We start from the raw sequence: 12,754 nt of genomic DNA, 5'->3' as shown, positions 1-12,754 counted from the left end.
CGCCACCCGGTCCCTTAGGCACTAATCCCGGTTCCAGCTCCCGACCATGCGAGAGGCATCCCCCGAGTGACACAAGGCCAGCATCTTGCCCGCGCGATAGAACCGGACACGGGTGAGGCAGGAAAAAGCAAGCCACCGCTCATAAAGACCGGAAACCTTGTCGGACCGCATGATGGTGACGATCTCCGCCAACGGCGAGGCCGCCATGACGAGGCTGCGTACGATCCATTTAGCCAAGCCGAAAGCACTGCCATCGACCTTCTCGAATTCGTGCGCGATATGCCTGTCCCATCGCCTGATGAGTTCCGGGAAGGTTCGGCATGACGGCGTGAGCACTCGCACCTCCGGCACGTAGGCGATGGTAACGCCCTGCGCTGTCGCCCGTTGCCCCCACTCGGCATCTTCCATTACCGCAATGCCACCAAAAGGCCCGACTGCTTCGAACACCTCCCGGCGGACAGCCATGTTTCCGGTGGCGGCATAATGGTGCCGTTCAACATAAAGCTGCACGCGATAGCTGAAGACACTCTCGAAAGCCTCGATGGCGGTGAGGTGGTCGGGATCGGCGCGCGCCACGCCGACATCGCCTGCAAGGCAGCCCACATGCGGATTGCGTTCGAAGAAGGAGACGATTCCGCGAAGCCATCCAGCATCGGCCAGGCAATCGGCATCGATGAAAGCGATGATGTCTCCCCGCGCCATGCGCGCGCCGAGATTGCGCGCCGGGCCGGGACCGGGCGTGAGTTCGCGCACCAGGCGCACATCGGCGCAAATTGCCTCCGGCAGTTCATGCGAGCCGTTATCGGAGACGATGATCTCGAACGGAATGCCATCGGCCTCTTGTGCTTTCAGGGCGGCAAGGCATCGGCGGAGGTCATCCGGCTCGTTGAGATGCGGGATGACTACGCTCACCTTCGGGAGCGGAGAGGTTGCCGCCTCCATCATCAGATCGCCGGCATTTGCGAATTGGGGAGAAAGGCTGCGCTCATTGCACGGCCCCGACGGTCGATGAGCCGGTGACCTGCTTCTTCGGTGGCGGCGCGGTGATTGCGACCTTCACCACATCACCCGGCATGAGAGCCGTCGATTCAGACGCGGTGAATTCCTCGGTCTTGTCCTGGCCCTGTCTGACGATGGTGAACGAAAGCTCGGGCTCGACCGCATTCTCGTCCCGCTTCTCGCCGGACGAGGGAATGTCGCTGATGATGAGCACTTTCTTGGCGACGTCTTCCTTGATCTTCAACCGCTCGAGATTAGCCTGCGCGTCCTGCAATTCGGTGGAGACTTCCGTCTGGTGCCTGTCGCGCAAGCTCAGCGCATTGCGCTGGGCCTCGCTCAAATTCTGCCGCGCCCGCATGACGGCGGTTACCTCATCGAGGCGGTTCGATTGCAGATTGGCAACGGCGAACTCCAGCTCGGAACGCCGCGAAACCGTCGCGATGCCGCGCTCCACCAGGGATTTGACGCCCGCAAGTTCTTCACCCACGGTCTTGAGGCGGCTGTCCAGCATCTCCGTCTTCTTGTCGAGAACGCCGATCTCCGCCGTGAACAGGGTCTGCAACTCGGCGAGGTTGTCCAGTTGCCGCTGCAGGCCGTTCCTGCGCGCCTCGAAGATGACCCGCTCCTGAGCCATCACTTCGGCGGCGGTTTTCTCCTTCTCGTGCGAAGTCAGTTCGGTGGGAAAGGTGATCTCGGCAGCGCCCGCGCGCTCGGCCTGCAAGCGGGCGACACGGCCGACGGTCCGCAGGATTTCATCGCGCAGGTTCTGCAATTCGCCCAGCAACCCGATCTCGCCCTTGCCGCCGCCGTCCTGCGCGGCGCGGAACCGGCCTCCGCTCAGGGCCAGAGCCTGAAGGACCGTCATTCCGGGGCGAAACTTGTATTCCCCGGGCGTGGTGATGCTTCCCACCATGTAGATCGGTGGGTACTCCAGAATTTCCACCGTCGCGTCGGGCGTGTTGATGAGCCCGGTCCTGGCCTTGATCTGCTCGGCGATCTTCGCGCCCAGCTCCGCACCGTCGAGCTCGCTGACATTCAGCGCCCCGACCAGAGGCAGCGAAATGGTTCCATTGGCGGCAACGGTGAAGTCCCCGCCGACTGCTTCCCATCGCTGATACTCACCCTTGGAGGGAACCCATTGCACCACGCTCACGCGCAGTTTGGTGTGCGGAGCGAGCCGCTCACCTTCGGCGCGCGCGGAAGGCGGCAATGCGAGAGCGGCAAAGCTTAGCAAAGCCGCTCCTGCGGACTTCCATCCGAATTCACGCGTCACGCACATCTTGCTCGCACTCATTCTGACCGGGCTTCGGCTCCATTATTGGGCGGGGGTTTCTTTTGACAACTCTATCGAAATCGTCATGTGGCGAGCAGTGGCGTAATACTTTCGCGTCAACTGCTTCGCTAGAACTTGGCTTTCAACGCGGGTATTCTCTCCTTTATCAGCAAGGGCAATTTCGAATTTCTGCGGGACTGTCCCTGCTCACGGATTGATGGTTCTGACCTGAGCGAGTGAGCGTGCAATGGGAAATATCGACTTCCGCTTCTACCGATCGATCTTCCTCCGACGCTTCCCCTATTTCGCTGCCATCGCCCTCACCATCGCCTTGATCGGGTTCATCGTCGCCTCCATGCTGCCGCCCGTTTATCGCGCGGAAGCGCAAATCATGGTGGAATCGCCGCAAATTTCGATGGAACTCGCGCGCTCGACCGTGCCGACCGAGATCGTCAAGCAGGTGCAGCTCATCGAATTGCAGATGAAGACCCGCGCGAACCTCCTCGCCATCGCCGACCGCTTCAGCCTTTACGGCGATCGCACGGGGCTTTCCGAGAACGATATTGCCGACGACATGCGCGCGCGAATGAATTTCGAACAGATCCGCTTCGAGACGCAGCGCGCCAGCGACGCGGCAACCGCCTTTGCCGTGACCTTCAAGGCGAAGGACCCGGTTCTCGCGGCTGAGGTCGTGAACGAGTTCGTCAAACTGATCCTGGAAAGGAACACGCTCCAGCGCACGCAGCAGGCCACGGAAACTTCGGCATTCTTCCAGCAGGAAACGGAACGCCTCGGCGCGAAGCTCGGTCAGTTGGAACGCGAAATCCTGGACTTCAAGAGCAATAACAAGGATGCCCTGCCCGAGAGCCTCAGCTTCCGGCGCACGCAGCAGATCGGCCAGCAGGAACGGCTGACGCAGCTTTCCCGAGAAGAAGCGTCGCTGCGCGACGGGCGTTCCAGACTCACGGAAATGTTCTCGGGCACCGGGCGCGTCGCCAGCGCGGCCATGACGCCCGCCGAGCAAACCCTGCAGCAACTGCGCCGGGTCTTGACTGAGCAACGCACGATCTTCTCCGAAGCGAGTCCCGGCCTCGTCGCCCTTCAAGAGCAGATCGCCGCCCTCGAAAAGGCCGTGCAGGCCGAGAGGACGGGCGGCTCCGAAGGCACGACCGGCAAGGCCGTTCCGACGGAACTCGACCTTCAGATTGCCGACATCGACCGGCGGCTGGCCCTCATCGCGGAAGAAAGATCCACCCTCAGCCAGAGCCTGACTGACCTCAACCAGTCGATTGCGGCAACCCCGGCGAACGAAACCGCGCTGAATGCGCTCGAGCGGCAACACCAGAACGTTCAGACGCAATACAACATGGCCGTCGCCAGGCTCGGAGACGCCTCGACCGGGCAACGGATCGAACAGCGCGCCAAGGGCGAGCGGCTGTCGGTGCTGGAGCTGGCGACCCCGCCGCAGCGCCCCATCGGTCCCAAGCGGCTCGCCATCGCGGGCGGCAGCGTGATCGGCGGGCTGGTTCTGGGGCTCGCTTTCATCGTTCTGCTCGAAATCACCAACAAGGGCATCCGCCGGCCCGCGGAACTCATCGAGACGCTGGACATCGAGCCGCTGGCGACGATCCCCTATATCCCCGTGAGAGGTGAAACGTATCCGAGGCGATTGCCGTTAATACCTTCGACACTTCGTCGTTCACTGCGAATGTAGGCGCGGATCATGGATCGCATCACTCAGGCTGCACGCGAAAAGCTGGAACGGGAAAGCGCCCTGGTGACTTTTCCGGATGGAACGATGTCGCATTCAGCGGGGAACGGCGAGCTCTGGACGAAACTTCCACAGATGACGCTCGACCGAAAGCGGGTCGCCCAACGGCGGATCGTCACCATTGACAGGACGGACAAGGCGACGTTCACCTTCGACATTTTGCGCACGAAAATCCTCAAAATCATGCGCCAGAACAACTGGACCTCGATCGCCATCACCTCTCCGACGCAAGGCTGCGGCAAGACGCTGGTTTCCATCAACCTCGCCTTCAGCTTCGCCAACCTGAAGGATTGCCGCACGGTTCTCGTGGATCTCGACCTGCGTCGCCCGCAAGTGGGCAACGTTCTCGGCGCTGAGAAGATCTATTCGATGGAGCGCTTCCTGAAAGGGGAAGCCGCCATCGAGGAATCACTCCTGCGGTGCGGCGAGAACATCGCTGTCGGCACGAATTCGCACCCGGTATCCTATGCCGCCGAGTTGCTGCAGGGCCCCAACACGGCGCCGATTCTCACGAACCTGAAAGAGAAGCTGAAGCCCGACATTCTTCTCTTCGATCTGCCGCCGATGCTCGCCAACGATGACGTTATCGCCTTCCTCCCCAATGTCGATTGCGTGATCCTGGTGGTGGCGGCGGAGACGAGCACGCTTGGCGAGGTGGATGTGTGCGAGCGCAGCCTCGCGCAGGAGACCAACGTTCTCGGCGTCGTGCTGAACAAGTGCGAACACGGGCCCGAGAAGTACGGTTATTGATCCCTAGAAAGGCTTTCCGGTATCGTCCCACACATTCGTGCCGGCCCACCCGGCTCCGATGCGCTCGCAATAGGCGGCGGGGCCGAAAGCGCCGCCACGGGGAAAATACGTCCGCGCGAACCGGTTGCCGGAAACCGTCTCGTCCTTGATGGTGCCGGTGGCCGCGGCGCAATAGAGCGCCCATCCGCCGCCGGCGATCAGGTTGTCGACGATCCGCACATTCACGATGGGGGCGCTGTTCGTGCCCATGATGATCGCCGAGGTCTGCCCGTTGGGATTGCGGATCGTGTTGTGCCGGAGCGTGATGCCGTTGCCGCCGTCCGACTGGAAGCCGTCCGCATGGACCGTCGCCCCATCGGGAAGGGGAGCGACATCGCAGAACGAATCCTCAATCGTCACATTCGTGCCGAAATGCGCGCAATCGGCCCCGTTGTGGAAGTGCACGCGGGTCGCGGTGTAGCCATCGAACGCGATGCCTTTGGTATCGAGATTGCCGCGAAGGTCGATTTCCACATCCGTAATATTCACGCCCGTTACCGAGCGCGAGGCCGTGAAGGTGCGAATCGCATAATAGGGACACCCACCGCGCACCCGCGAGCGCTTGAGGGTGACGTTGTCGGCCTCGATGTAGACACAACCGACAATGTCGAGACCGTCCACCACCGCGCCGGGCTGTGTGATGTGCAGGTCGCCCTCATGGAGAGACAGGACGGTTCCGGGCGGAACGCCTGTATTGGTCGCATCGGGAAAGCCGCAGGCGGAGGGCTTGGGCATGCAATTATTGGTCTGGCGAGCGCTCGGATCGGCGAGGATGGGCGCGGTGCAGAGGATCGAGAGGCCGAGGACCAGCATCGCTTGCGTCATGATCAAGCGGCGACGTCCCGTCTCGGCGCGCTTGCCGCCATTCATGCCGACGCTTTCCTCCTCACAGTTCTCTCAGTGCCCGTTGCCGACCACCATGAAGGATTTCGTCAAAGGACCGATGCGCTCCCGCAGCAGTGCCGCTTCCGGGAAGAGGCCGCGCAGTTGCGATGCGGTGAGCAGCTTGACGCTCTCCACCAGATCCATCGCGTCGTCCCAATTCTTGGCAGGTCCACGAAAGCCGCGCTGACGTTTCATCAACATCGACGCGCGGGTCGATTCCGGCAGCCATTGAAACCCCACTGAGCGGAAATGCGGCTCGACGGGGAACCAGTAATTCGGCGTCTGAATGTAGTAAGCGCGCTGTGATGCGCGAATATGATCCGCCATCGCCTTGACCTTCGGCCATGCGCCCACATGCTCGATGACGGAATTCGAGTGGATCAGGTCATAGTCGTAAGATTCATAGATGTCCTGCGCCGTCGCATCGCCGACGACATATTCGCAAAGTTCGTTCTTCTCCTCGGTCGGCTCGTCGACATTGGCGACGATGATCGTGACCTTGCCGCGCCGCTCGTTGAGATAATCGTCGTCCAGGGCCCAGTAATAGTGCGTTCCGCCAATATCCAGAATGCGGCAAGAGCCTTTCTTGTCGATGATATCCTGAATGAGCCGGTTGACGATCTGGAATCGCCGCCGCCGCATGATCGAAGGAATAGAATTGCGGTTGTTGTAGGGTAGTTCGGTCATGTGAGGCTCCCGCACTGGAAGCACCAGTCCGAGCATGCCGCGACCCGATGATCTGTCATGCCTTCCAACCCTCCGACGCCTTTCGCCCAAAGCAGATCCTCCGGGCATTCACCACTCAAAGCTGTGCCTGATGACGGGCCGAGGCAAGCGGCCCAAAAGTGGTAACCACGCGGTCTTCTGTTTCGGATCACCCGTCACGACCGTTCTTCTTGCTCCATGACACGCGCAGCTCGTGAGTGAGGAGTTCCTCCAGGGTGTAATCCCTCAACTCCCCCATCCGGTGCAGAGATTGCGCCAACGGCTCCAGCGCCTCCGCCTTCGGTTGGCTCAGTTCAATTGTCGGGTCAAAGAGGTTTGCGCCGACATGCTCGCGCCACTCGCTCAGGCGCAGCTTGTTGAGCCATGCGTTACCAGCGACCTTGCTCGCCTCTGTGGGGCGCAGATGCGCCCAATAGGGAATGTCGCTCCGGTCGCCGCCGTAAAGACGCGGGTCGAGGGAACCGGTTTCGCTGCTGTAGAGCTGCACCGTGAAATACCCGACGCCGCCGGGCTTCAGAACCCGGTTCATTTCCTCAAGCGCGCGCGGAACATCGGGAACGCATTGCAGCACCGAGGAGCAATACACGAAATCGAAACTGCCCGATGCTAGCCGAATGTCCATGACATCCATTTGCTGTACGGACAAATCATTGGCCGTGCGGCCAAGTTCGTCGAACAGGGCCCGGCTGTACATCGCATCGAGGCCAAGCGCCTTGCGAGCCAGAGTCTTGACCGTGCGGTTGGCGCCGTTCTCGCGCGCCATCTTCAGGTAGGGCCAGGGCGACCAACCCTTGGCGATGACATCGAGATCGATGCCCGTGACGCGGTTCCGGCGGGCGAGCCATGCCGATTGGATCTGCTGCTGACCCGTGCCGATGTCGAGGACGTCGAGGCCTTCCAGCGCCAGACCGTAGCGGGCGCGCAAAGTTTCTTCGAGCTCATCCATCACCTCGATGACCTGTTTTACCCGCGAGGCGGCGTTCGTGGCGTGCCACTGGCGCAAACGCCAGGCCTCCCGCGCTTTAGTCATCAAAGTCGTGTTGCTGGTGTAGGACTTCGACATGGGCGCATTGGTCCTCAGCGGCGGCATGACGACATGACCGGTCAATCTTGCGAGCCGCCCCCTGCCGAGACAAGCATCCCAAAGGAGGTAGCCTGAGCGCAGCTGCTTCAGCCCTGCTCACGCGGCTACGCAGTAAAGCGCAGTAATTGGCTTTTTGAAGGGGTTAACATTTCTGCGGTTTTTAAACCAACATCGCGACGAATATTCGCCACGATGTCGCCATTATTGCTGTTTCGCTTCACGAAACCCTCGATTCCGGCCAAGCTGGCCTGGAATCACAAAGAACTGTCCATTCATCACAAGACCCGACGGTCAAGCCGTGTGTATTCCGGACTACCACTTTAGAGCTTGGCTTTGAGATTTTGAGTTCTTCGGTGGTCTCATCGGTCGTCGGGTCGTCCAACGATAGTCAGCTCGTGTTGTGTGCCAGCTGGCGGTCCCTCCTTACGGCTCGTCCGACTTAAAGTCATTTTCGAATAGCTTACGTAAGGTAAGGATTTATTATGGCAACTGTTTCGACTTCGGCGCTTTCGGGGTTTCCTAACGCGACTAATACTGGTGTTCCCGCCGGCGTGACTTTGACCCCCTCGGGCGGCCTCGTCATCAACACTCCCGGCGTGACCATCAAGAACCTCGACATCAAGGGCATGGTGACCATCAATGCCCAGAACGTGACGCTGGAAAACTGCAAGATCACGGCCAGCAGCTGGGCAGTGGTCAACATCCTGGCGTCAGGCGCCACCATCAAGAATTGCGAAATCGACGGCATGGCTGCCGAGGGCATTCGCGGCATCAGCGGCGGCGGCACCTTCATCGGCAACAACATCCACAATGTGGAAGACGGTATTTACGTCAACAAGTCGGGCACGGTGATCCAGGATAATTACATCCACGATCTGCAGTCCAACTGGTCCGGCCCGCATTACGACGGCATCCAGATCGACGGCGGCGTTTCGAACGTCACGATCAAGCACAACACCGTCATCAACGATCACACCGACACGTCGGCGATCATGATCGACAACTACTTCGGCTCGACCACGAACATCACGATCGACGGCAACTACCTCGCCGGCGGCGGTTACACCGTCTACTCCGACGCTCAGTTCAACAGCGGCGGCACGGTCAGCGGCGTCTCCCTGACCAACAACTATCTCGGCAAGGGCCACTGGGGTTACTACTCCTTCCAGAAGAACTCGCCGTACCTCTCGGGCAACACCGAAGGCGTTCTCGGCGGCACGCCCGACTCGACGCCGTCCACGCCCACCAACCCGACGACACCCACGACGCCGACCACCCCGGACCCGACGACACCCGATCCGGTCCCGTCGACGCCCGATACGCCCGGAACGGTCACCAAGGTCATCAAGGGCACCAATGGCGCCAATGTCCTGACGGGCACCTCCGGCCTCGACAAGATCCTTGCCTACGGTGGAAACGACACGCTGAACGGCAAGGGCGGGAACGACATTCTCAGCGGCGGCACGGGTCGTGACACCTTCGTCTTCGACACCAAGCCGAACAAGACCACGAATGTCGACACGATCACGGACTTCAACCCGAAGTACGACACGATCCACCTTCAGGACTCTGTCTTCACGGGTCTCAAGGCCGGCGCGCTGGCCGCGAGCGAGTTCCGGATCGGAACCAAGGCTCTCGATGCCAACGACCACATCATCTACAACAACAAGACCGGCGCGCTTCTCTACGACGCGGACGGCAACGGTTCGGGCGCTGCGGTTCAGTTCGCAACGGTCAGCAACCTCGCCAAGCTCACGGCAGCCGACTTCTTCGTGATCTAAAGATCCGATTGGCTTAACGACTAAGAACGGCCCCGGTTCACGCCGGGGCCGTTCTTTTTGTAGAAGCGGAGCGCTCGCTTCTCAGCGGCGGATGAAGGCCCATTCCGCAAGCCGTGCCAAAAGCGTCCCGATCAGAACTCCTGTCGCCTTGACGAAATAATCGTGCCAATGTCCATGACGGCCCGGGACGATGTTCTGCAGAACCTCGAGCAGGCCGGCGATGCCGATGACGAGAAGCACGAAGCCGATGTGATGCCGGGGATAGCCGATGTAGAACGCTCCCCCGATGAGCACGAAGGCCACGAAACGCTCCAGGTCCGCAGGCGCCGCCGTGACGGGGCGAATGCCGATCGGCGCGAGCGTGAAAACCATCACAGCGGCGATAAGCAGCCACCCGACAAGGCGCGACAGCCCTCTCACCGTTTCCGAGGAGTTCCGTTGAAGCATCCGCATCACCGGGCCGACAAAGCGGCAAGTTCATCGACAGGCACATTCTCGCAGCCAGGCGTGGCGATGACGGCGATGACGGGGCGGGTCACGGGGCTCAGGCCGAGATAGCGATTGAACTTGCTCCAGTAATAATGCGCCCGCGTTCGCAGAATCGGCTGCTCGGCATAAATCTGGCCCTCGAAGACGTAAAAGACCCGCTTGTCACCCGCGAGCTTCGCGATGAGGGAGCGGTGCCAACCTTGCGGCGCGACCGGCGCGATGAGAACGCTGCAGGTTCCCGCCCTTCCCGAAACCCATCTCAGATCGGTATCCGGCGCATCCTGCCGCACTTCAAAGTCATGACGTTCGAGAAGCGTGGCGATATCGCGCGGCGTCGTGCCGGCCGTGGCCACGGCGATATCCGCTATGCCCGGAAACTTGAGCGACAAACTGACGACCAGGGCAATGCCAAGGATGGCGCTAAGAACGAGCCGGTAGATCACGCCGCACCCCCAAAAGACAGATCCCAACGGTCGCGCCGAGAATAGCCCAGCTCGTTATCGTCGCGCCCACAGGGCCGTGGATCAGCTCGAACTGCTCGCGGTGCAGACCGATCAAGCTGATGCGGGTGACGTTGATCGCGATGACCGCGATGCAGGCGAGCGAAATCCACGCCGCATCCCCCCACGACCCCGCGCGGTTCAGAACCTTGCTGATCGTCACCCAGCACAGGATGGCGAGCGAAACATTGGCCAGCGATGAGCAGGCCGGCGCGATCCACAAGTAGCCCGACCCGTCCGCGAACTCGACGGCATTGCCGAGGCGGTGCGTTCCCACGAGCCAGCCGACAAGCGTGGCGTCTGCGCGCAAAATGACATCGCTGAAGGTTGCGAACAGAAGGCGCCCCCAGAACATCGGGATCGTCAGGGCAAGAAGAATCCAGGCCCCGCGGTGCGTGAAGCTCGCGCGCTCCGACGTGCGCAGAACGTGAGAGGCAAGGCCCGAGATCGCGAGCCAACTCAGAGGGACGACAGGCACCATAAAGCCCGCGAAGGTAACGGCGGCGACAATCCAGTCCGCCCTCCCCGGCGAAGCCGATGGCTCTCGCAGCAGGTAAGCGACGCCGATGGCAAAAGCGCCCCAGACAATAATGCTGATGTCGAATGTCCCGATCAGCGCCGCCGTGATGCCGTTCTCGGCGACAGCCACAGCCACGCGCTCGCTGATCCCGTTGATGAAGCCGAGGAAGAAGAGCGCAACAAAGAGGTCGTTCCGCGACAAGACTGCCGTGCCCCGGTCAGCGACCGGGGCTTTCCGCTCCACCAGGTCAGGCTGCAAAAGGTGCGCGCCGCCCGGCATGTCGTTCGATCATTGCGCTTTGTTGCGGTTGCGGTGCCGACGAACCAGGACGTAGCCGCCCGCCAGGATAATGAAGGGAAGGCCCGCACCAGCTATGGGAGCCGGCACGCCGACGGATCCGCCACCGCCGTGGCCACCACCGCCGCCCCAACCACCACCGCCCCAGCCACCGCCTCCGCCGCCGTGGTGCCCGGGTTTATTGCCCCAGCCCTGGCTCCACCAGGAGCCAAAGAACGACCCTCCGTGAGAGGAGGGAAGCGCCATCGATGCCGCTGCCGCTGCCGCGCAGAACGAAATCGTCACTGCAAGAACTTTGGTCCACGTAAACATACCGGCCTCCAAGACCTACAACCAGTTTTGGTCCGATTGTTACATCGTGCGCCCGTAGCAGCCTCTTGAAAACCGTTCAAAGGGAGTACGAAACGGCGCTTCCGATATATTGCGCTTCCCCGAATTCACGTTCCTGAGAGCTAGGAATGGCGAATGGAGCGTCTCGCATCAGTCGGCGATTTTCCCGCCCAGCGCTGGAATGCGTGAACGAAGGAGCTGATCTCCGTGTATCCCAACAGCCAAGCTATCTGTGAAATCGAGAGCTCGTAGTTTCGCAGATACTGCAAAGCCAGATCGAAGCGCAGCTCATCGAGAATGGTGCTGAACGTCAGCCCTTCCGCCGCCAACTTTCGCGACAAGGTGCGAATGCTCAAGCCGAGGTCGCTTGCCACAGCGCCTACGCTCGCGGTGCCCTCCGACAAGCGGGGAACGATGGCGTTCTCCACTCTGGTGCGGATCGGGTTTTCCGAGCGAGCTCGCTGAACGGACGCGTGGTTGCAGTAAGCGACCATGAACCTGTTCAGGAAAAGATCCTCTGTCAGGAAGTGTAGTTCCGTGATCTGCGGATCAAAGGAGATACGATCCCGCGGGACGCCGAATTTGAGCGGGCATTCGAAATAGCGCTCCATTTCCGAATTATCGGCCTCGCTTTGGTGAACGAAGCCGACATAGGTCGGCGTGAGGGCGCGGTTGGTCAGGGCGCGCGCCGCCCGTAATGTATAGGTGATCCAGAACACGATCTGGTGCCGGTCGAGATGCCGTTCGATGCCGACATATTCGTAATCGATCGAAAATGTTGCCGCGCTGCGGGCCACGGAAACCCGAACCGCCTCGTTCACGACGGCGCTGTAACGGGCCGCATTGTCGAGTGCATCGCCCAGCTTCGAGGATGACGCCATCAGATAATAGAGTGGCGCTAGCTCGCGCATATCCATATCCCTTGCAAGATGGAAGCCGAGCAGCGGATCCTGCAACGCGTTAGCGACGAGATCGAGAAAGACGATCTGGCTCTTCGATGTGACGCGAAGGCTCTCATCATTGGTCAGGGATAGGGGAAGATCGGCCTTGCGGAGCAACGGCGCGATCCTGATTCCCGCCTGCGCGGCATGTTCGGCGGCAAGCCGACAGAGCACGCCGCTCGCTGTTGGAAGAGAAGCGGCGGTCTTTTCCGTGGATCGGCTCACCTTCTCCTGCGGCATTGGCTTGTGCCCCGTCGGATCGCCAAAATTATCTGACGTCGCAACGGAGCTTGGCAAACCTGCGGGCGCGGTCCGATAGGCGTACCTCTCATGCGCCAGCGTGGCCGCCGGTGGGAGGATAGATCGAGA

The 12,754-nt window shown here is 61.0% G+C and carries 13 protein-coding genes; 3 read left to right on the top strand and 10 right to left on the bottom strand.

What is annotated here, in order from left to right; all coding sequences use genetic code 11:
• Window positions 1-21: 21 nt before the first annotated feature.
• Window positions 22-945, bottom strand: a complete 924-nt coding sequence (locus DQW91_RS03685; RefSeq protein ID WP_112662166.1) for a glycosyltransferase family 2 protein — start codon at window positions 943-945, stop codon at window positions 22-24.
• A gap of 40 nt (window positions 946-985) precedes the next feature.
• Window positions 986-2,293 carry a polysaccharide biosynthesis/export family protein gene (locus DQW91_RS03680; protein WP_112662165.1) on the bottom strand — a complete coding sequence of 436 codons (1,308 nt, stop codon included), beginning with the start codon at window positions 2,291-2,293 and terminating at the stop codon, window positions 986-988.
• Between the two features lie 226 nt (window positions 2,294-2,519).
• On the opposite strand from DQW91_RS03680, the gene DQW91_RS03675 reads away from it, so the two are divergent.
• On the top strand, window positions 2,520-3,986 hold the full coding sequence (locus DQW91_RS03675; RefSeq protein WP_112662164.1) for a GumC family protein: 1,467 nt from the start codon (window positions 2,520-2,522) through the stop codon (window positions 3,984-3,986).
• A gap of 9 nt (window positions 3,987-3,995) precedes the next feature.
• On the top strand, window positions 3,996-4,793 hold the full coding sequence (locus DQW91_RS03670) for a CpsD/CapB family tyrosine-protein kinase (protein WP_112662163.1): 798 nt from the start codon (window positions 3,996-3,998) through the stop codon (window positions 4,791-4,793).
• 3 nt (window positions 4,794-4,796) lie between these two features.
• Here DQW91_RS03670 and DQW91_RS03665 read toward each other — a convergent pair whose 3' ends face one another.
• The 3 genes from DQW91_RS03665 to DQW91_RS03655 form a co-directional block, all read right to left on the bottom strand.
• Window positions 4,797-5,702: a right-handed parallel beta-helix repeat-containing protein gene (locus DQW91_RS03665; protein WP_112662162.1), complete on the bottom strand. Its 906-nt coding sequence runs from the start codon at window positions 5,700-5,702 to the stop codon at window positions 4,797-4,799.
• Window positions 5,703-5,729: 27 nt separating this feature from the next.
• On the bottom strand, window positions 5,730-6,404 hold the full coding sequence (locus tag DQW91_RS03660; RefSeq protein WP_157961327.1) for a class I SAM-dependent methyltransferase: 675 nt from the start codon (window positions 6,402-6,404) through the stop codon (window positions 5,730-5,732).
• Window positions 6,405-6,591: 187 nt separating this feature from the next.
• Entirely contained in the window at window positions 6,592-7,506 is a 915-nt protein-coding gene (locus DQW91_RS03655; protein WP_157961326.1) for a class I SAM-dependent methyltransferase, read from the bottom strand.
• Window positions 7,507-8,078: 572 nt separating this feature from the next.
• Between DQW91_RS03655 and DQW91_RS03650 the strand changes: the two genes are divergently transcribed.
• Entirely contained in the window at window positions 8,079-9,308 is a 1,230-nt protein-coding gene (locus tag DQW91_RS03650; protein WP_198411761.1) for a right-handed parallel beta-helix repeat-containing protein, read from the top strand.
• Between the two features lie 81 nt (window positions 9,309-9,389).
• Here the strand turns inward: DQW91_RS03650 and DQW91_RS03645 are convergent, their stop codons facing one another.
• From DQW91_RS03645 to DQW91_RS03625, 5 genes are all read right to left on the bottom strand, one after another.
• Complete coding sequence (locus tag DQW91_RS03645) at window positions 9,390-9,755, bottom strand: VanZ family protein (RefSeq protein ID WP_157961325.1); 366 nt, start codon at window positions 9,753-9,755, stop codon at window positions 9,390-9,392.
• 5 nt (window positions 9,756-9,760) lie between these two features.
• Window positions 9,761-10,240 carry a hypothetical protein gene (locus tag DQW91_RS03640; RefSeq protein WP_112662157.1) on the bottom strand — a complete coding sequence of 160 codons (480 nt, stop codon included), beginning with the start codon at window positions 10,238-10,240 and terminating at the stop codon, window positions 9,761-9,763.
• Complete coding sequence (locus DQW91_RS03635) at window positions 10,218-11,096, bottom strand: hypothetical protein (protein ID WP_112662156.1); 879 nt, start codon at window positions 11,094-11,096, stop codon at window positions 10,218-10,220. The genes DQW91_RS03640 and DQW91_RS03635 overlap by 23 nt, the downstream gene beginning before the upstream one ends.
• Window positions 11,097-11,105: 9 nt before the next feature.
• The gene (locus tag DQW91_RS03630; RefSeq protein WP_157961324.1) at window positions 11,106-11,426 is read right to left on the bottom strand and encodes a hypothetical protein; all 321 of its coding nucleotides are present in this window, start codon (window positions 11,424-11,426) and stop codon (window positions 11,106-11,108) included.
• A 140-nt stretch (window positions 11,427-11,566) separates the two neighbouring features.
• Window positions 11,567-12,610 (bottom strand): AraC family transcriptional regulator, encoded by a 1,044-nt coding sequence (locus DQW91_RS03625; protein WP_198411760.1) that lies wholly within the window; start codon window positions 12,608-12,610, stop codon window positions 11,567-11,569.
• Window positions 12,611-12,754: the final 144 nt, after the last annotated feature.

The organism is Microvirga flavescens, assembly GCF_003290125.1.
GTDB classification, from domain to species: Bacteria; Pseudomonadota; Alphaproteobacteria; order Rhizobiales; family Beijerinckiaceae; genus Microvirga; species Microvirga flavescens.
Note: the sequence above shows the minus strand (reverse complement) of the source record. Positions and strands in the feature narration are given on the sequence as shown.